General features: G+C 35.0%; 17 protein-coding genes and 2 pseudogenes. 11 read left to right on the forward strand and 8 right to left on the reverse strand.

Going from position 1 to position 24,792, the window contains the following annotated elements; genetic code table 11:
• The first annotated feature begins 5 nt into the window (after positions 1 to 5).
• A complete protein-coding gene (locus LEP1GSC049_RS221850) occupies positions 6 to 1,139 on the forward strand; it encodes a glycosyltransferase family 2 protein (protein WP_004758860.1) in 1,134 nt (377 codons plus the stop codon).
• A 3-nt stretch (positions 1,140 to 1,142) separates the two neighbouring features.
• A pseudogene (locus LEP1GSC049_RS2000000228460) lies at positions 1,143 to 1,326 on the forward strand (hypothetical protein); the annotation flags it as partial.
• Positions 1,327 to 2,179: 853 nt separating this feature from the next.
• Here the strand turns inward: LEP1GSC049_RS2000000228460 and LEP1GSC049_RS221845 are convergent.
• The 3 genes from LEP1GSC049_RS221845 to LEP1GSC049_RS221835 form a co-directional block, all read right to left on the reverse strand.
• On the reverse strand, positions 2,180 to 3,802 hold the full coding sequence (locus tag LEP1GSC049_RS221845) for an LA_3751/LA_3752 family putative glycosyltransferase (protein ID WP_004769788.1): 1,623 nt from the start codon (positions 3,800 to 3,802) through the stop codon (positions 2,180 to 2,182).
• Between the two features lie 6 nt (positions 3,803 to 3,808).
• Positions 3,809 to 5,794 (reverse strand): O-antigen ligase family protein, encoded by a 1,986-nt coding sequence (locus LEP1GSC049_RS221840; protein WP_016560500.1) that lies wholly within the window; start codon positions 5,792 to 5,794, stop codon positions 3,809 to 3,811.
• 110 nt (positions 5,795 to 5,904) lie between these two features.
• The gene (locus LEP1GSC049_RS221835) at positions 5,905 to 7,656 is read right to left on the reverse strand and encodes a hypothetical protein (RefSeq protein ID WP_016748702.1); all 1,752 of its coding nucleotides are present in this window, start codon (positions 7,654 to 7,656) and stop codon (positions 5,905 to 5,907) included.
• Between the two features lie 47 nt (positions 7,657 to 7,703).
• Between LEP1GSC049_RS221835 and LEP1GSC049_RS221830 the strand changes: the two genes are divergently transcribed.
• Positions 7,704 to 8,978 carry an EAL domain-containing protein gene (locus LEP1GSC049_RS221830; protein WP_004755966.1) on the forward strand — a complete coding sequence of 425 codons (1,275 nt, stop codon included), beginning with the start codon at positions 7,704 to 7,706 and terminating at the stop codon, positions 8,976 to 8,978.
• A gap of 849 nt (positions 8,979 to 9,827) precedes the next feature.
• On the opposite strand, the gene LEP1GSC049_RS221825 is transcribed toward LEP1GSC049_RS221830, so the two are convergent.
• The gene (locus LEP1GSC049_RS221825) at positions 9,828 to 10,997 is read right to left on the reverse strand and encodes a DUF1577 domain-containing protein (protein ID WP_004755986.1); all 1,170 of its coding nucleotides are present in this window, start codon (positions 10,995 to 10,997) and stop codon (positions 9,828 to 9,830) included.
• A 69-nt stretch (positions 10,998 to 11,066) separates the two neighbouring features.
• Here LEP1GSC049_RS221825 and guaB point away from each other — a divergent pair, with 69 nt between their 5' ends.
• Genes guaB through LEP1GSC049_RS221810 form a run of 3 tightly spaced genes read left to right on the forward strand, consistent with a single transcriptional unit; the run spans position 11,067 to position 14,079 of the window.
• Positions 11,067 to 12,593, forward strand: coding sequence for an IMP dehydrogenase (guaB, locus tag LEP1GSC049_RS221820; RefSeq protein WP_004756073.1), 1,527 nt, complete (start codon positions 11,067 to 11,069; stop codon positions 12,591 to 12,593).
• 1 nt (position 12,594) lies between these two features.
• The gene (locus LEP1GSC049_RS221815) at positions 12,595 to 13,377 is read left to right on the forward strand and encodes an outer membrane lipoprotein-sorting protein (RefSeq protein WP_016560520.1); all 783 of its coding nucleotides are present in this window, start codon (positions 12,595 to 12,597) and stop codon (positions 13,375 to 13,377) included.
• Between the two features lie 9 nt (positions 13,378 to 13,386).
• Positions 13,387 to 14,079 (forward strand): 16S rRNA (uracil(1498)-N(3))-methyltransferase, encoded by a 693-nt coding sequence (locus tag LEP1GSC049_RS221810; protein WP_004756041.1) that lies wholly within the window; start codon positions 13,387 to 13,389, stop codon positions 14,077 to 14,079.
• On the opposite strand, the gene LEP1GSC049_RS221805 is transcribed toward LEP1GSC049_RS221810, so the two are convergent.
• Positions 14,069 to 14,353 (reverse strand): hypothetical protein, encoded by a 285-nt coding sequence (locus tag LEP1GSC049_RS221805; protein ID WP_001228480.1) that lies wholly within the window; start codon positions 14,351 to 14,353, stop codon positions 14,069 to 14,071. The genes LEP1GSC049_RS221810 and LEP1GSC049_RS221805 overlap by 11 nt on opposite strands.
• Positions 14,354 to 14,646: 293 nt before the next feature.
• Here LEP1GSC049_RS221805 and LEP1GSC049_RS221800 point away from each other — a divergent pair, with 293 nt between their 5' ends.
• Together LEP1GSC049_RS221800 and LEP1GSC049_RS221795 are read left to right on the forward strand one after the other, a co-directional pair.
• Positions 14,647 to 15,291 (forward strand): thiamine phosphate synthase, encoded by a 645-nt coding sequence (locus LEP1GSC049_RS221800; RefSeq protein ID WP_004758711.1) that lies wholly within the window; start codon positions 14,647 to 14,649, stop codon positions 15,289 to 15,291.
• A 54-nt stretch (positions 15,292 to 15,345) separates the two neighbouring features.
• Complete coding sequence (locus tag LEP1GSC049_RS221795) at positions 15,346 to 16,173, forward strand: WecB/TagA/CpsF family glycosyltransferase (RefSeq protein ID WP_004755956.1); 828 nt, start codon at positions 15,346 to 15,348, stop codon at positions 16,171 to 16,173.
• 332 nt (positions 16,174 to 16,505) lie between these two features.
• Here the strand turns inward: LEP1GSC049_RS221795 and LEP1GSC049_RS2000000227750 are convergent.
• A pseudogene (locus LEP1GSC049_RS2000000227750) lies at positions 16,506 to 17,893 on the reverse strand (IS4 family transposase).
• Positions 17,894 to 18,759: 866 nt separating this feature from the next.
• The gene (locus tag LEP1GSC049_RS221780; RefSeq protein WP_004758861.1) at positions 18,760 to 19,182 is read right to left on the reverse strand and encodes a hypothetical protein; all 423 of its coding nucleotides are present in this window, start codon (positions 19,180 to 19,182) and stop codon (positions 18,760 to 18,762) included.
• Positions 19,183 to 19,270: 88 nt separating this feature from the next.
• On the opposite strand from LEP1GSC049_RS221780, the gene LEP1GSC049_RS221775 reads away from it, so the two are divergent.
• From LEP1GSC049_RS221775 to LEP1GSC049_RS221765, 3 genes are all read left to right on the forward strand, one after another.
• Positions 19,271 to 19,768 (forward strand): TlpA disulfide reductase family protein, encoded by a 498-nt coding sequence (locus LEP1GSC049_RS221775; protein ID WP_004758813.1) that lies wholly within the window; start codon positions 19,271 to 19,273, stop codon positions 19,766 to 19,768.
• 416 nt (positions 19,769 to 20,184) lie between these two features.
• Positions 20,185 to 22,230 (forward strand): AMP-dependent synthetase/ligase, encoded by a 2,046-nt coding sequence (locus tag LEP1GSC049_RS221770; RefSeq protein ID WP_025175874.1) that lies wholly within the window; start codon positions 20,185 to 20,187, stop codon positions 22,228 to 22,230.
• 92 nt (positions 22,231 to 22,322) lie between these two features.
• Positions 22,323 to 23,003 carry an LIC11631 family protein gene (locus LEP1GSC049_RS221765; protein ID WP_004751977.1) on the forward strand — a complete coding sequence of 227 codons (681 nt, stop codon included), beginning with the start codon at positions 22,323 to 22,325 and terminating at the stop codon, positions 23,001 to 23,003.
• On the opposite strand, the gene ptsP is transcribed toward LEP1GSC049_RS221765, so the two are convergent.
• The gene (ptsP, locus tag LEP1GSC049_RS221760) at positions 23,000 to 24,742 is read right to left on the reverse strand and encodes a phosphoenolpyruvate--protein phosphotransferase (RefSeq protein WP_042710050.1); all 1,743 of its coding nucleotides are present in this window, start codon (positions 24,740 to 24,742) and stop codon (positions 23,000 to 23,002) included. The two genes, LEP1GSC049_RS221765 and ptsP, sit on opposite strands and share 4 nt — an antisense overlap.
• Positions 24,743 to 24,792 lie beyond the last annotated feature (50 nt).

Consider the following 24,792-nt stretch of genomic DNA (forward strand, 5'->3'; position numbering starts at 1 on the left):
AAACTATGAAAAAAAAGAATATCACCTATGTAATCCCGTGTTTGAACGAGGAAAAAACGCTTCCTCTCGTTTTAGAAAAATTAGTTCGACTCAAAAAAGAATTAAAACAATACAATGTGGAAATCCTGGTTTCGGACAATGGAAGCGAAGATAAATCCGTATCCATTGCCAAAAAATACGGAGCTAAAGTGGTTCATTGTAAAGAAAGAGGTTACGGAGCTGCTCTCAATTTCGGAATCGTAAACGCAAGCGGAGAAATTGTACTTTTTGCAGACGCAGATGATACCTACGACTTTTTGGAATCACCAGCACTTCTTGCCGAAATGGAAAAGGGCGCGGAGTTTGTGATCGGTTCTAGACTTGACGGAACTATTCATAAAGGGGCGATGCCTTTTTTACATCGTTATTTGGGAACGCCGGTTATTAATTGGATTATTAATTTATTATATTCTAAAAAAGGAAATCGTGTTAGAGATTCAAATTCTGGCTTTCGTTGTTTTCTAAAAAAGAAATATCTAGAATGGGAAATAGAAAGTACTGGAATGGAATTTGCTTCTGAGATGTTGGTAAAGGCGCTTAGAAGTGGAGTGAAACTTTCTCACGTTCCGGTTAGTTTACATCCAGACGTGGCGGGAAGAATTCCTCATTTAAGAACTTGGAGAGATGGAATGAGGCATCTACTGCAGATTCTTATCCATTCTCAGCAACTATTTTACTACACCGGTTTTACTCTATTCTGGATAGGTTGGGCGGTCACGATTTTAGGATATTTTACTGGAATTATCACCATTGGGCCTTTTCATATTTTTGGAATGCACTCTCTTACCGTTTCTTTATTAGTCGCTACTTTGGGTCAAACCGTTTGGGCGATCGGGTTATTTTTGGCCGCTCGAAAGATTCCAGAACTTAGATTGTATTCGAAACTGATTCACTTATCCGAAGATCTTTTGTTTTGGTATTCAGCGAGAATGATATTGATTGTCATTTTACTTTTTGCTTTTATCGTATTTCGCTGGTGGAGAAATTCTTTTCAGCTTTTGGATTTAGAAAAAGAAATTTTAATGATCAGTTTTTTAAGCGTCCAAATTTTAAACGCAATTGGACAAACGATCACCGCACACTTGTTGAAAAGAACATAACGAAATGAAGCTCATATAAAATGACTTAATCAATTATGTAGAATCGGATCTGAGAGAACGTATTGTTTATCCTACAAAATGGTCACTTTCTAAGTGGATAAAGGAAGCTAAAAATCGTAAAGTGATTGTTAAAGCATTAAAAGAATTGAATCAGAAGTTGCAAAAAAGTATCAGTGTTTTTGGCTAATTTCTTTTACGTGCTCTATTTTAGATTTTTACAATATGATCTAACTACTATCGAGTTAAAAATTTATTTTATAAATATTTCATAACTAATGTGAGTTTTCTGTAAGAGATTCGTTTTATAAAAAACTGATTTTTCCATAAAAAATAAAAGTTTAAGAATTTATAATGTGATTTAATTTGTGGGAACTCTGACTTTTAGAAAATTTTTACTCGTGCCGAATTCACGTTAAAATGGGATTTAAATTTTGATGATGATCGCAAAACAGCGATTTATGCAAAATCTGATTGTACGATGATTCTTTTTGTATTCCCTAATAGTTCCCACAATTTACAAAATTGAATTGGTAAATCCACAATTTGTAAGAGTTCCCACATTTATTTTTTTACGAAAAATTGATCTAAGATAAAACGGGTTTCTTACGTTACGCCGAATTCTATCTTAGAGCCTTGTTTTAGTAAAAAATATTTGGGAATTTATTATATAGTTTTGAGTAAAATTTAAGTTAAGAGCTTGTCCAAAACCTCAAAAAATTTTACGCAATCATTCTTTAGAAATTTTTAATAAAATGTAGTAGATCCTACGTTTTTGTGGAACTAAAGTGCATCGCTTCTATGGTCGGTGGAAACTCAGCGTCTCGCTTCTATGGGCGCTCGATAGGTCACATTTGGCAATTTGCAAACTTTCCAGCAGTTTTAATCTTGTTAAATTTTCGTAGTAGTTCCCGCATTTGTGAAACTCAATCGGATCGTTCAAAGTAACGTAAGCAAACAGCTTCTTAAAAGGGATGGTGGAAATTCAACATCTCGTTTCTATGGGCGCCATTTTGTATAAATAAAAAATAATCTTTGAATATTCAATTATTTGGAAGTTGATAGGTTTTTAATGTAAAATTTAGGATTTTTTTGGAATCTTTTTGTTTATAAAAACGGTTTGGGTCTGTAAGACGAACCGCGATCTTTTCTTTAAATTGTTTTTCTGGAAGATTAGGGTCTCTAGGTGGTTCCAAATCGTATTCTAAAGTGGAATAAGACTTTACTTGATTTTTTTTGAAAGTTTCTTCCAATTGAATCAAATCTTTTTCCATAACTGCCGCAAAGTGAATCGAGTTTAAATAAGAATAACCGATTAAATAATTTGTAAACTGCCCTTTGTGAACGATGATCCTTCTGGATTGAAATTCATTTTGAATTTCTGTATAAGGTTTTATGGCGCTGAATAAAATTTTAAAACCCTCTCTCGTGAATTTATAATTGTAGTATAAACTAAAAAAGGCCAAAAGAACTAAAACTTTTCCAGCGTTCGGAAACTCCATATTTCTTTGATAAAGAAATATAAAAATTCCTGCAGATAAAAATATAAAACCGGATTCTAAATAACGAAGACCGAAATGATGAACCCCTGCGGTATAAGGGCTTAAAAAAGAAATCGCAAATATGGTTCCGATCCCTACAAGACCGAAAATTGTTTCGCCAGAAAGTGTTCTTTTGCGAACTAGGTTGGAAAAAATTCCTAAAATCAAAATTGTATAGGGAGATGCTTTTAAAAATCCGGATTTAGTTTCATCTCCCAAAAGATAACCTTGAAAGATTAAGATTTGTTTTCCAAATGAGAATTGATTCATAGCGTCACTCGAACTGACTACAAATCGGATTCCCATTGGATGACCAGAATAAATAAAATTTAAATAACCTATCAATCCAAATGAAACGATTGCTCCGGTTCCGGAGAACATTAGATATTCCTTAAGTTTTTTTCTAGTCGTTTCGGAAAATAAAGAAAGAAGTCCGAACAAGAATACAGGAAACGCGGATTCGGTTCTTAAAAAAAATGCGGTTGTTGCTAAAATTCCGGAAACAAATGAGAATATCCTAAAATTCGAATTTTTAATTTCAATTTTGATTTTGTTCGAAAAAAGAGATCGGATCACAAAATATCCAAATGACAATAACAGTAGATTATTGAGAGGGACTTCGGAAAATTCCACGGAAGATAAAACCGGAAAACTAAACGCAAAAGGAATCAAGGTAGAAATCAAAATGATCCCTGTCTTATCTATAAACAAAGAAAGTATTCTGTCAAAAAATAGAAAACATCCAAATAAACAAAGAAGAGGTAATAACGTGATTATCTTTGTTCCAAATAAATAGGCAGGAAGTCCGTTTAAAAGAGCGAAAATAGGAGGGTATTGGAAAAGACATTTTTGATTTTTGTTTTCTTTAAGAAATGCCCAGGGATAATCGAATGGAAAATATCTGAATTCTGGATCGTAAATTTTTCCGGGATAGTGGCACTCTGATTCTTGAATTGCTCTAACCCCTTTTTCTGCAAATATTATTGTTTGATAATATTTGATTTCGGAATCGCTGGAAACAAATGGAACTTTATCGTCTAGTTTAGAACGGTTAAAAGCCAGAAATAAGACTATCAGCATATAGATACAATAACGGGAGTAGGGTTGAAGCAGACGATTGAACATGGTTGTTTATTCCGTGAATATGATATGAAAAGGATCCGTTTTTTTACCCTCTTCTAATTCTCTTGTAACGTTTTGATCTTTTTTACTAAGGGCGTCCGCTTTTTCTTTCCAACAAACGGATGAATACGGATTTTTAATCACACATCGATTCAAAAGAGATTCTACCGAATCCTGATAGTCCGGACTTTTACGAAGGACTAAAGACGCCAAAATTATATTTTCTTCGGAACGGATCCAGAATTGGTTTTTTAAAATTTCTTCAAACGGATGAGAAAATTTTTTGCGACTTACGGAAGATTTTTTCTCTTTATAAATTAGAAAATTATCAAGTTCTATTTCGTCTTGAGTGGAAGCTAAAATTAAATTTCTAAGTCTTTGTTCCCAGATCAATTGAAAAGAAAGAAAACCTAACAAAATCAATACGATCGTGTAAACTGTTTTAAACGAACGGTTTTGTTTGAACTTTCGGACCGGAAAACTCAATCTCATTCGAATCAAAGATAAAGAAAGTACAACAGGAATAAAAAAATGCTGTTCCCCTAGATTATAATCGAAGAATTCGTGAATGGCAACAAACGCTAAAACGCCGGAAATAAATATTCCTGAATTTGTAACTTCCTTACTTTTGGAGATTAACATCTGATAGGCGATAAATAGAAGATAGGCCGCAATCCATAAAAAAAGTAATGAACCTAATATTCCTAAACTTGTAAACACCTCCACATAAAGATTATGAGCTTGGGGATAAGATCTAAAAGAATGTAAAAATCTATAAAAGTCTTCGTATCCAACTCTTTCGGAATTTGTTCCTGGAAGATGAGCTAAAAGAGAATCCGCGTCTAATCCGATTCCGAAAAGCGGAAAATTTTGAAGTACTGATTGAAAGTGAAAGTTCCAAAGTGAAAATCGAATTAGAAGAGTTTCAGCGTTGAAATAACGAGAAACCGTTTCCAGAGGTGTAAAAAGGATACTTCCGATTAAGAATAAAAGAATCAGAATGGATGTAGGAATTAGAATTCTAAGTGGGATTCTTTTTTTGTTCCAAAAAAATAATACGATATAAAGCGCCGCAAGTATAAAAGCCAATAAACTCGCTCTAGAATGATTGAAAAATACTAGATAGATAGAGATAACACCGCCTGGAATTAAGAACCAAGAATATATACGGTACTGGAACGCAGTATAAAAAGCGACTAACGCAGAAAATGCGGATATGACCGCGATCGCAGATACTGGAAAACCTGCGTAGGTAAGAAAAAGAGGAGGTGCAAAAAAATTAAAAGGCCAGATTAAATGAACCGCAGAAAATAAATTTACTGTATTTAAAAATAGATTTAAAGAAAGAATCAAAAGAAGTCCTTTTTTAATCAATCGGCTTGGGTAAGAGGAAAGTAAAAAGAAGATCAAAACCCCGGAAAATAAAAGACAAAGTTGTAAAAGTGCAGATTGAGATTTGTAAGAAAGTAAGGAAGAAATCAGTAAGACGAAGAAAAAAAACGAAATGATCGCGTGTAGTTTGTGGATTCGGATCCGTTTTGGAACCAGATAAAAAAAAGAGGCAATTACAAAAAGTAAAAGAGGAACCGATTTGATACTAGAAAAAAGAGGAGGGGAGCACGAAAAAGCAACCGTGTGAATGAATAAAAAAATCGGATGAACGTTTTTGAGAAATAAATAAATTGTAAAACATAGAGAAACAACATAAAGAAGTTTTAAATTTAACTTTTGAGGAAAATAGACGACAGGGGCTCCGTTGATTCCATTAATCGTAGAAAGTCCGATTAATAAGATACATGCTAATTGGAAAATAGGATGAATTTTACGTTTCTTTTTTCGAAAGGAAATTCCTAAACATACGACCCAAATAAAAAAACTAAATACAATGGAATCTTTAGAAAGAGAAGGGTTGGAAGGATCGAAAAAAAATAATAAAGAAAGGGAAAAGGCGAGTATTAGAAGAGGAACGGTTTTTAAATTGAGATACTGACTCATTTATCTTTTGTTAGTTCTTTTTTTGGACAATGATAAATGCAGACTATCTTCGCTCCCCGATTTTAGCAATCAAGATTCTATGAATTGTAAAAAGGTTACGTTTTGAAAAATTATAAATTATTTTGATACCATTCCCGTCTATTTTTATCTTCTCCATTCTTAAAATAATAAGAATCAAATTCAGAAAATTTTTCTTTTCGTTGTGTCACATTTAATTTCTTATATTCGTATTTATAGGTGTCCAAATAGGATTCAAAATCTACCGCATGAAAGGATGGAATTTTAAGAAGTTCTTTCATTACGGAAGGTGAATACGTTAAAATCCTCCAAGGTGTGGAAAAGTTTCCAGTGAGAAACTCGTTATATTCCGTTTTTTCTGGAAGTCCATTTGAATAGAGAATGAGATGTACGTTTCTTTCTTTTAGATATTCGAGAGGAGTTGGTTTTCCGTGTCCTACTCTTTCCAGATCTTTAAATTCCATTTTTGCGATTACCGGATCTGTAAGTCCGGTTTCCGTTTCGATTGCCAAAATCGGATTTAGATAATAGATCAAAATACATTCGGAACCCGCAAAAGCAACTCTGACTTTGGATTTTTCAAAATGTTTTTTCCAAGTAAGGATTTGATTTCGGACTCTTTCTACCGATTCTCTTTTATAGACTTGACTTTCATCTGCGATTCCGGATACAACCGGTAATGGAAGACCCTTGTAGATGTCCCAGCGTAATAAAATTAAAATAGGAACAACATAAAGAATCAAGTATGCGATTTTTTTATATTTAGAGTGTGATTGAAGTAGGTAGAGAATTTCCTGTTCAGTCCAGACAAAAATGAGAGGAAGTATAGGAAGATAAAATCGAGAAAACATAAAATCTCCTCCGATCCAAGTATAATAACCAGTATAAAGAATTGGAAATAGAACGAGTAAAATCCAGCGAAAGTCTTTTTCTATATTTTTATGAATCCATTGTTTTCGAATCGTCCATAAAAAAGAAACAAGAACAATTCCTAAGATCGGTATCATACCGTAATACATTTTTAAAAAGTACCAAAGATATATGAGGCCTTGTAGAATACGTGGACTTCCTCCTGATTTGGCGTAGAACGTATTTGGAAGTAGATTTCCATAATATTCTAATTTCCAAATATAAAAAAATACCGGGATTAAATAGGTTATACAAAGAATCACTGAGGAAAAATTGAAACGTAATTTCGTATGATTTGATTTAGATTCTTGTAGAAATTTCAGAGTTACATAAATGCCCGCGAGAATGTGAAATAAAATTCCGTCCGGTCGGTTCAGACAACTTAGAGAAGAAAGAAAGATTCCGGGTATAATTCCATAGAAGTTAGTCGCTCTAGGATGTATTAAATGATATGAAGCTGATAAAAATATAAATCCGTGTAATGAAGTTTCCAAACCTCCGGTTGCAAAAACTCGATTGTGATAGAGTAAAACAAAACAAGAAAGAGCAAATGGAATAGGAGATAACTTTTTACAAAATAAAATCAGATAAATACAAATTCCAAAAAAAGAAAGAATTCCAAAAAGATAACAGGCTTCTACGGGATCAATTCGATCGGAAAGATGAAATGGAATGAGTAGAATCGTCCAAAAAAAATTTGTATACCCTTCTACAAATTCTCCTTCATTGAATACCAAACCTTTTCCTTCGGCGAAATTCTTTGCGTATCTAAGACTAATGAATGCGTCATCCGAAATCCAACGCATTTTATAAGAGGTGATCACTCCGAATAAAATCAGTAATATACTAGTTGAAAAATATAAAATACGTTTCAAAACTGTGTTCCTTTTTTTATAAGTAATGTCAGGAAGTAATGTTGATTTTTTATATTTCACGGAATTTCCTTGTAGGATTGAGACATTCCAAAAACGTGTTAATCTGAATGACCAGCATTTCTCCAAAAACGAAATTGGAATGGGATCTTTGGTTCCAATCCGGAGAGATTGTTCCTTTTTTTCAACCAATCCTTTCTGTAGAAAGGGATTCTATTTACGGTTATGAAACTCTGGGAAGGTTTCGAGATCAATCCGGAAAAATCCATTCTTTAGGTCCTTTCTTTTTGAATGCGTTATCCGGAGTAGAAGACCTTCAAGAAAGAAGAGATATCTACATTCTTAAAAGAGATATTGATCGTAGTATTCGTAAAAAAGCACTTCTCCATCTTTTAAAAAATCAGAATCGATTTCCGGAAGCAAAATTATTCGTAAATATTTCTCCCGCGTATATGAGGGATCATATCGAAGAAGAAGAGATAGATCCATATACGATCCGACTTGTGAAAGAATTCGGTTTAGATCCTTCTAAAATCGTTATTGAAATTGTAGAAGAACATTTTGACGGAAGTATAGAAAGTTTAAGACCACTCATTTTTCGTTATAAAGAAGAAGGATTTTTAGTAGCGATTGACGATTTGGGTTCTCGTTCTTCTAATTTAGATCGAATTGGAATTTTCCATCCGGATATTTTGAAAGTAGATCTTCAGATGCTTAGGCATTCGGTCATTTCTAGAAATTTTCAGGAAATTCTTTTTACGATTTCTAAACTTTCCGAGTCTTTAGGCTGTTCTCTATTGTTCGAAGGAATCGAAAATGAGACAGAACTTTTTCAATCTCTTACTTATAGTGCACGTTTTTTACAGGGATTTTATTTTGCAGAAGCGCTGCCAAATATGGTAGGTCAAGAAGAATTAAAACTTAAATTTTCTACTGTTCATGAATGTTTCTTAAACCACAAACGAAATCAGTTGGTAAAAAGAATTCAGTTGGAAAAGGAACTAGAAGAAAAGTTGGATCTTTCCGGAATTATAGTAAACGCGGAAGAAGAACTTTGTTCGATTCAAATCCAGAACCCTAACTTATTGAGTAATTTTGTATTTCGAATCTATGCCACTAATCTGATTGGAAGCCAGGTTTCTCCAAACTATATGAAAATTGGAAATGTTTCTATAGACATAGATCCTTCTTTTGTAGGAAGGAATTGGAGTTGGAGACCATATTTTTTGGAACAACTCTATAAATCAATGAAGGATACTAGAGCGGAGTGGATCATTAGTAATCCGTATTACGATATCAATTACGGAATTCTTCTGGTAACTTATAGTAAAAAGATTTCTGAGCAAAATGTACTGTTCGTAGATGCTCAAGTTTTTGAATATTAGAAATATATAATTCTTTAATGTTTCTTTTATGGGATTCTCTCGAAATTTTTTAAACCTTTTTGTAAAATCTAAAGATAACGATCTTAAAATCGAATGTGAACTAGGAAATACAAAAGAATCATCGTCCAATCCGATTTTTGCACAAAACCGCTGTTTTACGACCATCATCAAAATTTAAATCCCATTTTAATATGAGTTCGGCGCGAGTAAAAATTTTCTAAAAGTAGTAGTTCCTACAATTTTAGAATTTGTTCGTAAGATCGTGATTTGCAGTAGTTCCTACACCATTTTACAGACAGGCCTAAGTTTTGTGGTAGTTCCCACAACTTGAACACGACAGATTCAATTGTTATAAACTTCTATTTGAGTTTGTCCCAAAACCGTCCAATGTGGGAACTACTCGAAACTTCACAAATTGCAAATGGGACTTAATTTGTAGGAACTACTGCATTTTATTAAAAATTTCTAAAGAATTATCGCATAAAATTCTTAGAGGTTTTGAGACAAACTCTTTATAAATTCTGGTAATTCCCATATTTAAAGAATCAATTTGTAAAGTTCAGATTCCAACTTTTTCCAGAATCATGGGTTTCTTACGTCGAACTTTAGGTTGAATAATAAGAGAAGCCTACGGTATTCGGATATATAATAAAATACTAACATTTTGCATTGAAACACGATTTTCCAATAATATAATAGAGTTGTTGAAAAATTCCATAGTGAAGATTCGTAAAATTGCTTCAATTGTCCATTCAATCCAATACAAACAGATCAAGAATTAATTTTCAATAACTCTAATATTTAATTTTGTAGGAATGAGTATTTGAATTTTTAGGATAGCGCTTGAGTTCAAAGTTGGTTTTGAATTGGGTTCGCTTCTACAAGAAGTCTATTGACGTTATCTATATATTTCTTTCTTTCTCCCGGTCTATAAGAGTTTCCTTCGATAGAAAGACCAACGTATAAGTTTCCTTCCATATCTTTTGTGACCGAACGGATGACTCCAAAAGCAGTAAGTGGTGCCTGCATCTTGAAAAAAATGTCGAAGGTAAATCCGGCTCTTTTGATAAAATCTTGATTTAAATCCGGGTGATTGATTTTTACCTTCAAACCTCCCGTAGAAATATTTACGATTGGGAATCTTTCTTTTACAAGGATGGTGTTTGACTCTCGAATTCGATCCACCATTTCGAAAGTAAGAGTTTTGATTTCCATTACTTCTAAAATATCAATTTCTCTGTTACGGTTTTGAGCGTGTACAAATCCGATCGGAATCGCTTGCTCTTCATGACTTAAGTAAATTACAGGAACGATCAATTCTGATTTTATTTTCTGATTTGCATATTCAATGATTCGTTTATGAACGTCCTCGTCGTCTCCCAGCTCTGCAGCGTAGTCTATAAAATCTTCTTGATTGTATGCCGCATAACTTTGTTCTTTTTGAGTATTTGAGATATAAAGAATCTTACGAGTTTTTTTTACCAGATCGAACTTATCTCCGATCGTTCCAAATACGTCTACTTTTAGAAAATCGTATTTTGACTTCAGCTTTGTTTCGTAGTCTGCAAAATTCACTTTTACCGAAGTGGGAATGTTAAATAGGTTTGCGTCGATTGTAGTTTTGCTTGTACGTATATTCGTAATCCAAACGGTTCCTTCTGGAGGTACGATTCGGTTGAGACTTCTTTCTTTGCTCGCGATCGAAATTTCCGAAACGGAAAGAATGAATTGATTGTTAGGTTTTTCATCGATAACTTCACAATTGAGTTCTACGTATTTTGCCAATAGTTTTGCGAGTGTGACATGAGAGTTTAACGGAAGTGCATTTGGCGTTTGTGTTTGAACCAGTATTTTTGTGGCGTCTTTAGAAACTTGAAGGATCTTAACGATTTGTTTTAAGGAGTTGGAAGTTTGTGCTATAATATCTGTTTGTACTAAAAATTTAGAAATAATATGAAACTTTTTAGTAGGGTCCGAGATCGTTTCCTTCTCTCTTTTTTTTCTCTGAATCGTTTCCATAGTTTTTCAAAGCGAACGAGGGGAAATTTCTTGATCTTAGTTCTCAGTTTACCTTTTATGTACTAGGTAATGTCAAACCAAACTTACCGCGACTCCGAATATTTAGACGGACTATCTGGAGAAGAATTATTCAATCTTCAGATTGGTCTAACTTACAGAGATTTTCTCGTTCTACCTGGATTTATCGACTTCCATCCTTCTGAAGTTGAGCTTGAAACCAGACTGACCAGAAATATAAAATTGAAAAGACCTTTTATCAGTTCTCCTATGGACACAGTCACCGAATCTCAGATGGCGATTGCTCAAGCACTTATGGGAGGGATCGGGATCATTCATTATAACAATACGATTGAAGAGCAGGTTGCACTTGTAGAAAAGGTAAAACGTTTTGAAAACGGATTTATCACAGATCCAGTGATTTTAGGGCCAAAGAACGTCATTCGTGATTTAGATGCGATTAAAGAACGTAAGGGATTTACTGGAATTCCGGTCACTGAGGATGGAACAAGAAATTCTAAACTCATCGGAATCGTAACCAACAGAGATATAGATTTTGAAAAAAACAGAGAAATCACTTTGGACAAAGTGATGACTACTGATCTAATTACCGGAAAAGAGGGAATCACTTTACAAGACGCAAACGAAATCATCAAAAAATCTAAGATCGGAAAACTTCCGATTGTAGACTCTCAAGGAAAATTAGTGTCTCTCGTAAGTCGTTCCGATTTAAAGAAGAATAAAGAATTCCCCGATGCCTCCAAAGATGAAAGAAAGAGGCTTCGTTGTGGAGCTGCAGTTTCCACTTTATTAGAATCCAGAGATAGAGTGGCTGCTTTGTACGAAGCGGGAGTAGACGTGATCATCATCGATTCCGCACAAGGAAATTCTAATTACCAAATCGAAATGATTCAATTCATTAAAAAGGAATTCAAAAACCTAGACATAGTTGCAGGGAATGTAGTGACACGTGCTCAAGCGGAAAATTTGATTCGTGCGGGTGCGGACGGGCTTAGAATCGGAATGGGGCCTGGATCTATTTGTATTACTCAAGATACGATGGCCGTAGGACGTGCTCAAGCGACTGCAATCTATCAAACTGCAAAACATTCCGCAAAATACGACGTTCCTGTAATTGCGGACGGTGGAATTTCCAACATAGGTGATATTGCAAACTCACTCGCGATCGGTGCGTCTACGTGTATGATGGGGTTTATGTTTGCTGGAACCACGGAAGCTCCCGGAGAATATTTTTATGAGAATGGGATTCGTCTTAAAAAATACAGAGGAATGGCGTCCATCGAAGCTATGAAAGCGGGTGGAGATAAACGTTATTTTAACGAAGGTCAAAAAGTGAAGGTGGCTCAAGGAGTCAGCGGGTCCGTAGTGGACAGGGGATCGATTTTGAATTTTATTCCTTATTTATCTCAAGGTCTCAGATTGTCTTTTCAAGATATGGGTTATAAATCCATACCCGAAATTCATAAAGCTCTTAGGGATGGGAAACTACGTTTTGAAAGAAGGTCCGAATCCGCACAGGCTCAGGGTTCAGTACATGGTCTTTATTCTTTTAGTGCCCCTACCATGAGGGCGGAGTAAATTGGATCGGATCTTTGCGTTTACGTTTGGTTTTTTAGCTCTTGTAGTATGGAGCAAAGAAACAAACTCACAAGGATCCGCTATAAGAGTTGCTCAGGAATTAGTTGCTAGGCTCGATCAGGTTCTAGTAAAATCAAATCAAGGTTTGATCAAAGGAAATTTGATTCTAATTCGAAGAAACGGAGAAACCTGGAATTGGGACGTAAGTATATTCAGAAAGGAAGATGATACACTTTATTTATTTGAAAGTAGTGGAAAAGGACTCGAATATAAAATTTTAATTAAGGATGAAGGGGAGCAGATTTACGTATTTAACGCACTTTCTAAAAAGATTTTTAGAAAAGTAGACGAGGAAAAATACGAATCTCATTTAGCGACAGGATTTAGTTTTATGGATCTATCCGGGTCGTCCTATCAGGCAAATTATAATCCTATTGTAAAGAGTGATCTTAAAACTGCGGATCAATCTTTTAAAAGAGTTTCTCTCAAACCAATTATACCGTATTTTTATTCTAAGTTGATTTTGCTTTTGAGTTTGGATTCATTAAAACCTACAAGATTGGATTTTCATGATCGGGACGGAGTATTATTTAAGACGATGAATATCAAATACGGACCCGTAAAAGTGAAACAAAATCAAAAGACTACAAAAGAAGAACACGCAAATCGGCTCGAGATGTTGGATCTAAATACGGGATCTGTTAGTGTATTAGAATATACTGAAATAGATAAAGAAGTAAAGCCAGATCCTTCTCTTTTCGATCTAGCCAATTTAAATCGATAGGGTTTTATCTTGAAAGAAGCGATTCTTTTCAGAAGAGAATGGAATGAAGAATATACTTTCCACTTAAACAAAGAAGAAATTTCCCATTTAAAAGCGCTTCGAATTTTTTCCGAAGATAAAAATTTAAGAGTATTGAACGGAATCGGAACCGAGTGGATTTATGAGATTCCGGGAAATTCAGTTCAAGGAATTTTCAAAAAGACGGTTACTCATTTAAAACCGGAAAAAATTTCCGCAGTTGCGACAGCTATTCCTAAAGGAAATCGATTGGAATGGTTATTACAAAAAGGAACCGAATTGGGTTTGACTCATTTTTATTTTTTAAAGTTCGAACAATCAGATCGAAAGGATTTCAATTTGAGTCGGGCTCAAAAGATCGTGGAAGAGGCGTCGATTCAATCAAAAAGAGTTTTTCTTCCGGAAGTAGTTGCCCCAGTTTCTTTGAAGGAATTTTTGATTTCGCAAAAAGAACAAAACCTTTCTATCTATCGATTGGATCCTAAAGGAGAATGGAAGCTAAAGTCTGAATTTTTTCAAAATGCGATTTGGATCATAGGTCCAGAAGGTGGTTTTCGGGAGAAGGAAATTCTTTTGCTCCAAGAAAGAAATATACCTGGGATCAAGGTGGGGGATACAATTCTAAAAATAGAGACCGCTGTAGTTTTTGCGGCCTCGTTATTTCGTTATTCTACTATTTGTTGAGATTGTTGAATTGAATGAGCAAATTAAGAACATTACAGTTATTAGAACAATTGCTCGTACATGTATTGAGTGCCTGTAAATTTGCGTTGGTTACGGTTTCTCCGTAAGTGGCTCCACAAGCTGCGTTACAAGAATCGATCGTTCCGCCTGGACCACAAGATAACATATAGTTTATAATCGCTTTTTCTTTCGTGGTATCCTTTCTTGCGTTACAGTTTGACATCACGATGAAAAAGAAAAATGAAAGAAGTAGGATCGAAAATAATTTCCTCATAAATGTATAGTTGCCGATGTAGGAATTCTACGTAAATCAAAAAAGATTGGACGTCTAAAGATTCCTAAACCAAACTTTCTAGAAACCATTCCATGAATGGAATTAAAAACCAATTCATTTTTTTAAACCTAAATTGAAGAGTATTTTATCTTATATAAAGTTTTGGAATAGAGTTTTACTTTAAGTCTGTCCCAAAATCGTCGATGTGGGAATTCATACAAAAATTATAATGTATATTTATAAATTCGATGTAACAGTTTAAAAGATTGTTTAGAATCATAAGGTTGAATTGAGTGAGAGCAAAAAGTTTTTCTTGGAGAGTACCCGGAATTTATCCTATTCTTGATTTAGATTTTTGTAAAAGTAGAAATTTGGATTATTTCAGTCTTCCAAAATTTTGGATGGAATATCCGGATCTAATTTCTTTTGTACAGATTCGGGCCAAGTCAGCTTCTATAAATGAATTAGAATTTATAGTGAAATCGTTACAGGATTTATATCCGGATTTACTTTGGATCGTAAACGACTTCTGGAAACAGGCGATCGAATGGAATTGTTTTGGGGCTCATGTGGGAAAAGAAGATTATGAATCTTTGAATTTAGAAGAAAAGAATACACTCTTCGAATCTAAACTTTATCTGGGTACGTCTTCTCATACTCTGGAAGAAGTAAACGAATTGGATTCATCTCTTTGGAACTATACTGGGTTAGGCCCCATTTTTCCGACGGAGAATAAAGAGGACGCAAAGTCTGCAATCGGGACGAAAACTCTAAATAAAATCAAGAACGGAAATTATTTACCTGTAACCGTGATCGGTGGAATCAAAGTTGAAAATTTAGGTCTGATCTTAAAGGAAGGATCCTTTTTAATTTCGAGTATATCTATGGCTTGTTTAGAAAATGAATTTAGGACCGCTGCCACCAAATTACGGAAATAAATTTAGGTAAGTTTCAATTGACTCTAAGTTTATGTCGTATAGTATGCCTTTAAGATGAAAAAGCCAGGTGAAATTATACATCTATCCGCAAAGGATGACAGAGATTATCTTTTGGATTATCAGGTAATTCAAACGGAGACGTTAGGAAAAACTGATATTTTAGGAGTCCAGTTTGATAATGTAACCCAGGATGAATCCGTAGCTAAAATTTATAGACTTATGGAGGAAAAGGAAAAGTTTCATCACATTCTTTTTTTGGATCCGATTAAAATCATGTCGGTTCGCAAGGGAAAAAAACTCCATAGAATTACCGAAAAAGCGACTATGATTCTTGCGGAAGGTGCGGGGTTGCAATGGGCGGCGACTCGTCTTAAAAAAGTTCTTAAAGAAAGAATTTCTCCGATTGCTTTGATGATGGATTTGGTTCGTCTTTGCGAACTTAGAAATTATTCTATTTTTATGTTAGGCGGTAAAGAAGACATTATTGAAAAAGTGTATTTTACTCTTTCAAGACATTTCCCTGGAGTGAGAATTGTAGGAAGGCACGCAGGTTATATGAATCCTCAGAGGGAGTTGATGGTAAAGGAATCCATTCGTAAAACGAGTCCGAATCTGATTTTTCTTGCCATGGATTTTCCGGAACAGGAAATCTGGATTGAAAACAACACTGCATTCTTTGGACATTCCGTGATCATTGGAGTCGGCGGTTCTTTGGATATTCTTTCCGGGAAAGTAAGAAAAGCTCCTAACTATTTCAAACTCAAAGGACTTATTTGGTTATGGAGAATTCTTTCTAAACCTTGGAGACTTTTTCGTTTTTTTAGAATGTTTCAATTCTTTACTTTAGTATTTTTTAAATCTCTTTTTCAAAAAAAATCCTAATCTACTTTTACAATTTTAGATTTCATTGTGAATTTGTAATTGTAGGAACTCTTACAAGGATTCAAGAATTTTACGGATCTCTATAAAATTGAGTACCGTTGATTTTATCACAAAACACTGATTCCATGCAAAATATTAGGTACTTTATTATATAGTTAACGTGAGTTCGACGTAAGAAAATTGGGCGAATAATAAACTCAGGTGCTGCTCTCTATCATAACCAACTCCACAAGTACCTAGATTTCAATATAGATCTGTCGGAATTACGACAAATCCTCTGTAAAACTGAGTTTCCAGAGCGACCCTTAGGGAGCCATAACCTTACCCACAAGTCAGGCTTTGGTAAGTAATTTGAACATAAATCCGATTTCAACAGCTCTCATAAGGCCTTTAAAAATTACAAGCGGTCCAGGGGGAGCATCGGACTTACGAGCCAAGTGGCCACCTAATTTGGCAATCCAGCTCAAAACCGTATCCAAATCTGGTTCTTTGTTAGGTGGTTTTGGAGTTTCAAAAATTCGACAATAAATGCCCTTCCATTCAAAAGACTCGAATAGGATGGACGCTTTTAAGCCTGGAATATTTCTACCTAAGAATGTTAACATCATAACTCTCCAAGCAACGATAGCAGAGACTGCAATACAAGCTTTGAATCGATCGCCAAATTTAAATTGAGTGGATTCAATATTACATCCCGACTTTAAAACCTTGAAGAATACTTCAATACCCCAACGGCTTTTGTAATATGCGATCATTCTTTTTGCATCGTCTGAATTGTGAATAGGAATGGTGGTTAGAAATTTCCAATCGATGGATTCTTCCTCGGGTCCGTCTACTTCAGTTGCGGTTAACGCATACATATCAATATTTTCTAATTTCTTATATTGAGAGGTTTTATCGTTAGCTTTTCAAATCGAAGTTCAATTATTGCTTCTCTTGCTTCTTTGCCTTTCTTCCTTGGAACAGTAATCGTATATGTATGTGCAGGCTCCAAAGTTTCAAGATAGGACCAAGAACATCCTCCACCTTCTATCCTCCTTTCGTGATTTGCACGTATAAGCATATCAGGGGCGTTTTCGCCAGCAACTACGTATTCCTGGAATAGCTCGTATATATCCGCTTCTCTATCGCAGATATATACGTATTTAGAATCGGATTCTCTTGCAAATTCACAGAGGGCCCTGTATCCTTGGAGCCACTTTACGCTTTCCTTATTTTCTATGGATGTTTTTCTTCCGTCTTGAGTTTGGTTAGCGCCTAATTCCGTCCGCGACCACATTTTTAAGTCCAATATTCCTAAAGGAATTCCATCAGGCGTAAACGCTATCGATGGATGCAAAAGAAGACCCTGATTGTATTCAGAGTTCATCGGTCCCAAGCCTTCAACGTGATCCCTTTTTCTATAATAGACTTCCGTTGTGTCGCTTAATACCAATACTGTTTCTTGTTTTTGAATTCGTTTCTTTGTGGATTGGCGATGAGGAAATATTATCTTATCATAACATACTTTCGGATTTGAAAAAAAACGATATGCGCCTTTTGTGTCTGACCAATTGCCAAATATATCTGGCAAACTCGTTCCGCCTCGCTTTGTCATTACACTTACAATTTTCTTAAGTCGTTGATCTAATCTTTTATCTCCTAAGTTCAATGACAGATATTCTTCTTCCACCCAATCTAATTCCGTTCCAAGTGTACTACTCCAATGTTTAGTGTTCATTATAAGTCCCTTTACTATTTTGGAAGATTGGGGTTTTAAAATCTAATTTTTTATGATATTTGTGGGTAAGGTTATGATAGAGAGCGTTCTGCTTTAGTTCATTCATCGATCCCTTTTACGTTAACTCACGTTACTTAATTGAATATGTGTTAGGTTTCGTCCGTTTTTAAAAGGTTTATTTTAAAGTAAAAAATAAGAGTGTGGGAACCCCCATATTTAACTTTGATATACTACCATAATTATAAAAGCAAAACTGCTTAATATTTTGTTTTACAATAGAGTTGTTGAAAAATTCCAGAGTGAAAATTTGTAAAATTGCTTTAATTGTCCATTCAATCCAATACAAACAGATCAAGAATTAATTTTTCAACAACTCTAATAAAAACTTAAACTAATTTTCTAAGAATCAATCAAAGTAAAAGATTGATAGAACTAATTAACGTTAGTTTTACGCGAGAAAATGAGAAAATTTTTTAAAAGTATGAGTTCCTACAATTTTAGGATTTATTTGTAAAATCCTAATTCGTGAGAGTTCCCACATTTTAGGAATCGATCTGCAAAATTCAGATTTCAACTTTTTAAGAAAAATGAATCATGAGAATTCCTTACGTCGAATTCAAGTGAGATTAATATTTTTGAGTAAAGTAGAATGGATGGGAGTTTCGCAGAATTGAAAAAATAATTTTAAAGGAAACTTTTTTATAAAACTCAAAAAAGAATCGTCGTCTAATCAAGTTTTTACGTAAAGTCACCGTTTTGCGACCTTTATAAAAACAATTATTTTTATAGAAATCCCTGACTTATATCGGAAATAAACTTTGATAAAAATGTAATCCGCGAATCAACTTTAAATTTTTAAGATAAATTTAAAACCATTTCTTCCAACTCGAGAGTCTGGTCAATATACCCGAAAATTCCAGACCGGCCTTTGAATCGATTTGGAGATGGATTCTTTCCAAGTCCAGAGGTTGGAGTCTTACCGAAAACCCTTCTTCTCCGTTTTGAAAACGAAAAAAGTCTGGAAGAAACTCTAACTTATTTCTTTTCTTTCCATTTGTATCTGTAGAATTCAAAGGAATTAGAAAAGATTTCGAATTTTTTTTTCCTTCGAGAAATACAATGAGTTGTCCCTCTTTCCATTCTAACCTTGCTTTACAATCCGTTTCCGATAAATAAGGTTCTTTTTGTTCAGGTATAGAAATGATTCCGGAGCCGACAAATCGATCATTTTTAAGATAGGATAAGAATTCTTCAAGATTCGAGAAATAATTGTAAAAAACAGGATTCACTGGAGTGACTCCAATTTTTGCGAATGGGTTTTACTGAAAAGATTTTTTCCTTTTGCTTTCTATTCGTTTTTTTGAATAAGATGAAATCATGTGGAATTTGCGTTTAATTTTTCTATTTGTTTTTTTTCTGTTATTTTCTTGTAGCCTTTCCAAAGAAGAATCGATTCTTTATCAGCTTTCCCTTTATGATCTGGATAAACATTCTGTTTCTTTGAAAGAATATAAAGGAAAAGTTTTGCTTTTAGATATTTGGGCTTCTTGGTGTGAACCTTGTAAGGATGCTGTTCCTGTTCTGGAAAGACTTTCTAAAGACTTAAATGGAAAAAATGGGGTTTTGTTAGGAATCAATACAGAGCCCGAACTTTCCAAAGAAGAACATTTAAAAGCGGCTAAAGAGTTTGGAATGACTTATCCGTTTTTTGTGGATCGGGATTTTACTTTGATCAACCAATATAAAGTGGAAGGTCAACCTGCTTTGATTGTCTTTAGCCAGTCTGGAACTCTTCTGAAAATTCAATATGGCATTCGGGAAAAAGATTATCCTAAACTCAGAGCCAGCTTTTCAAATTGGTTTTCTGCACCTTAATTGTGTTAATGAATGATTTTGCAAAACAACGATTTTATGCAGATATTTGATTCAAGATTGAAACTGTAAAATCGAGATTTGTAAGAGTTCCCACACCCAACTTTTACGGAAGAATTTATTTTTGAAGCGGATTATTTACACTGAAGTATTGAAAAACTTCTGGATTCAAAAAAAGAGCCACAGATTTCCGTTTGCAAAACAAATACACAGGTAAGAATACTTTTCTCATAGATTGATTTTAAATTTATATATTACATAACAATTCAAATAAAAAGAGAACCTTCTCAAAAGCATTTTGAAAAAAAAGGGTTTATTTCTTAGGTTCCCTATTTACCGTTGAATCCTCGCCGACAAAGATCTTTGTCGGAATTCCTAAGTTTTAATAATGAAAGATACCAGGAGTTAAATGAAGTTTGATGGCGGAAAACTTAGCGCAGCTATTTCGTGAATCCGCGGAAAAATACAGAGATTTACCTGCTTTTTTTTCCAAGGATTCTAAAAAAAATTATTATCCAACGACTTACAGTCAACTGTACGAACAGGGAATTCAACTTGCGGAAGCTCTGATTGAATTGGGTGTTCAACAAAAACAAAAAGTTGGTTTGTTAGCAGACAATCGGATTGAATGGATTATCGCTGATTACGGTGTGATTCTTACGGGTGCGGCCAATGTTCCTCGTGGGACTGATATTACAGATTCTGAAATCGTCTATATTCTCAATCATTCGGAAGTGGAAGTTGTTTTTATCGAAAACGATAAAATGTTAGAAAAATTTAACAGAAACAAGTCCCAACTTACAAACGTAAAAACGTTGATCATGATGGACCCTACGAGTAATTCTCCTGGAGTCTTGAAAATGCAAGAACTGCTTGAAAAGGGAAAATCACTTCGCGCCGGTGGATCTAAAAAGGCAGAAGAAAGGATTGCTGCAATTCATCCCGAGGATCTTTTTACGTTGATTTATACTTCCGGAACGACTGGACTTCCCAAAGGAGTTATGCTCAAACATTCCAACATGATGCATCAGGTAAACTATGTAAGTCCTATGTTGAATATTAAAGCGGGGGCACGTCTTTTATCCATTCTTCCGATTTGGCACGTGTTTGAAAGAGTAGTAGAGTATGTTTGTATCGGTCTAGGAGCGGCTACGTATTACACAAACGTAAGAGATCTTCGTCAAGATTTGGCTACAGTAAAGCCTACTTTTATGGGTTCCGCCCCAAGACTTTGGGAAAATATCTACAACGGAATTTATACAAGAATCAACGATCCGGCTCAAACCCCAGCGCTTCGTAGAGGACTCTTTAAACTTGCGTATTTCTTTTCTAGAAAGAAAAATCAGGCGCTTCGTTTTTTAAAAGGAATCGAAGTGGATTATACAGGAAGAAATCCGATCGTGTCTTTCTTTTATGGAATTCTAATGTTCTTTCAGTTCCTACTAACCGGGCCGTTCACTCTAACCGTTCTGGCTGGTGCGTTAGGCGCTTATTTTGCTGGAACCGAGTTGTATTTCTTGACGTCGCCTCTTTACAGCGTTTCTGGTTTGGCGTTTGTTTTGAATAGTTTTACCTTGGACAAAATCGTTCTCGCTAAGATCAGAGCTGCAACAGGCGGGCAATTGAAAGCTTCTATTTCCGGAGGAGGGGCACTTCCGAGACACGTGGATGAATTTTTCGGAAACATAGGAATCAACGTGTTAGAAGGTTATGGAATGACGGAGACTTCACCTGTTATTTCCGTAAGAACCTTTGAGAAACTCATTATCGGTTCGGTGGGTGTAATCGTTCCTAAAACGAGACTTCAAATTCGTAACGATAACAATGCAGTTTTAACCGAAGTAGACGAAAGTGGAAACATTACTCAAGGTAAAATGGGATTGAAAGGAGTGGTTTTTATCAAAGGACCTCAGGTTATGAAGGGTTATTTTAAAAACGAAGAAGCCACTTCCAAAGCGATTTCGGACGGTTGGATGAACACCGGGGATATGGGTATGATCAATTTCAAAAAAACCCTGACTCTTACCGGTCGTGCAAAAGATACGGTAGTACTTCTTGGAGGGGAGAACGTAGAACCGGTTCCGATTGAAAATAAACTTCAAGAATCCGCATACATTAGTCAGTGTATGGTGATCGGTCAGGATCAAAAGAATTTAGGAGCGATTGTAGTTCCAGATTTCGAAAAACTTCAGGAATGGGCAAAAGAAAACGGGATCAACGAATCTAACAACGAAAAGCTGATTGAAAATTCGAAAGTTTACGATCTTTACAGAAAAGAAATCAAAGCTTTAAACAATACTAAAAACGGATTCAAGTCTTTCGAGCAAGTGACTCCTTTTATTCTGATTTCTAAACCTTTTGAAGTTGGAGATGAACTCAACAATATGATGAAGATGAAACGTCATGTGATTACTGAAAAATACAGCGATAAGATTAAAAAAATCTATTCTACGAATCAAGATTAGAATTTTCTAATTTTCATTTCCTTTTGAAAGCCGGCCTTTGGTCGGCTTTTTTATTTCTTGGGGGAATTTGCCGTCGAACCGATAAAATTTGTATGACCGGTACACAAAAAACCCAAAAACATTCCATATTTTCACCTTCCGGACACGGGGATTTATATGCCCTCGATAATCTATATCTTTCTCCCTTGAGAGAGAATGAGGTTTGGGATTTTTCCAAATTGGTTCAATTTTCTCCATTCAATTTTGGTTTTTTTTGTATGAGAGCCGCATTATCGGTTCGTTGTGAGCAAAAAATTATTGCACAAGGATTCAGTCCGGGATTCGTTCTGGGACTTTCTAAAATCGATGAATTTGAACATTTGAATTTATTTCAGACGAAGGGTTTTATTCCTAAAGTTTTCGGAAAAGAATTTCCTATGAAAATAAATTCTACAATTCATCCAATTTTGAACCCAGTTCTTGCTACTTATGAAAAGATGTTATTTGAAGAATGGGATCCGCAAGCGTTTGCCTTAGAAGGTCATTTTGAAAATCGTGAAATTTTAATCGCTGGGGTAGTTCTTCCGGAAGAGGAAAAAAATCTTCCAAAACTTTTAAAACATCTGATACAGCTTCTTTCCGGAAAATCTGGAAAATTTTATTTAAGAACTGGGAAACATTCTTATCTATGTTTAAAAAAAGAAAAAGAAAGTTTGGGACCTATTTTTTTTCAAGGGAAGGAAAAAATTTGGAGTTCCTTTGTGTTTTTAATATTAGAAATCGAAAAGTTTTAGCTCAAGTGTTTACTAAAAAGGAATGCTTCGATACTTTCGTAATTTTCTTGTTCGGAAAGTTCTAAAATTTTTTTTACCAAGATCCCTGCTTGATGTAGTGAAATTGATCGAATGATTTTTCGAATTGGATTTAAAAAAGGAATCGAAACAGAAAGTTCGCGGATACCAATACCGACTAAAAAAATGGTAAAATCAGTATCCGACGCAAGTTCTCCGCAGAGCCCCAGAGGTTTATCGTAATCTCTAGAAACTTCTACGATTCGAATCAAAGCTCTTAAAAAAGAGATATGGTATGGATTGTATAAAGAAGAAACGTGAATGTTGTTTCTATCCACTGCCATGATGTATTGTAGTAAATCGTTCGTTCCTACGGAAAAAAAATCGGCCTCTCTTGCGATTAGGTCTAAGGCGGCAACTGCTGCAGGGGTTTCAATCATGGCGCCGATTTTGATTTTTTTATTGTATCTTTCTTTTTTGGCGCTCAACTTACGTTTGCATTCTTCTAAAAGTTTTCGTGTGCGGGTAATTTCTACAGGACCTGTGATCATAGGTAGTAAAATACTTACATTTCCGAAAGCAGACGCTCGCAAAATCGCTGTTAGTTGTTCGGAGTACCACTCTGGGTTGGATAAAGAATACCTTATTCCTCTATTTCCTAAAAAAGGATTTTCCTCCAGTTCTCCTGTTGAAAATTTGTCGGCTCCGATGTCAAACGTACGGATAATTACTGGTTTATCCTGCATTCCTTCTGCAATTGCCTTATAAGCAAGGAACTGTTCTTCTCCGGAAACGTTACTATCCTGATATTTTAAAAATAAAGATTCGCTTCTAAAAAGTCCTACACCTTCTGCTCCAGACTTGATTGCTTGTTCACAATCTAATTCTGTTTCTAAATTACATTTGATTTTAACTCTGATTCCGTCTTTAGTTATCGCCCTTATTTTTTTGGTTTCGTTTTCTTCCGTGGGATAAGAAGAAGAGAATCCATAGTATTTTATTTCTTCAAGAGTGGGAAAACGAATCGCGTTTCCGGATTCTGCGTCTAAAAAGATAAATTCGTTGTCTTTGACGTGAGAGGAAAAATCTTTCAATCCTACGATCGTAGGGATTCCATAGTTTCTGGCTAAAATCGCCATGTGTCCAGTTTTTCCACCTAAATCGGTTGCGATTCCACGGATGCGAGTTTTATCCATGAGAATCATCTGTGAAGGTGTAAGTTCTCTTGCGACTAAGATCAAATCTTCTTTTAAACCGGATAAAAAAGAGTCCTCTTCTTTTTTACCTGCGATAAATTCAATCAGTCGATTAGAAACGTCTTGGAAATGATCTACTCTTTCTCGGAAGAATTCGTTCTCCATGGCTTTGAATTTTTCAGATATTTCATGGGTGACGTTTTGAACCGCTAGGATTGCATTTTCTCCAAGTTCTAGGATTCTTTTTCGAACCGAGGAGGTAAGGCTAGGATCCGAACAAATCATAGCTTGTGTTTCTAAAATCTCTTGGATTTCTTTTTGATCCGGTCCGGAAGTTTCCAGGGAAGTAATTAAAATTCTTAGGCTATGAAGGCTTTCTTCTAAAGCGACAGAAAACTTTTCTACTTCAATTTCTTTTTCGGATTCGTGAACGTAGGTTCCAGTGAGAATGGTATTTCTTTTCTTTCCGGTTTTTAAGACCTTACCGTATAGTTTTCCCGGAAAGGCTGTAATTCCTGGAAAAGCTGTACGTTTGGAAGGGATCATTCTAGAACGAGTTTCAAACTCGACTACAGAATTCACTAAAAGAAGAATCT

It is taken from the genome of Leptospira kirschneri serovar Cynopteri str. 3522 CT (genome assembly GCF_000243695.2).
GTDB lineage: Bacteria > Spirochaetota > Leptospiria > Leptospirales > Leptospiraceae > Leptospira > Leptospira kirschneri.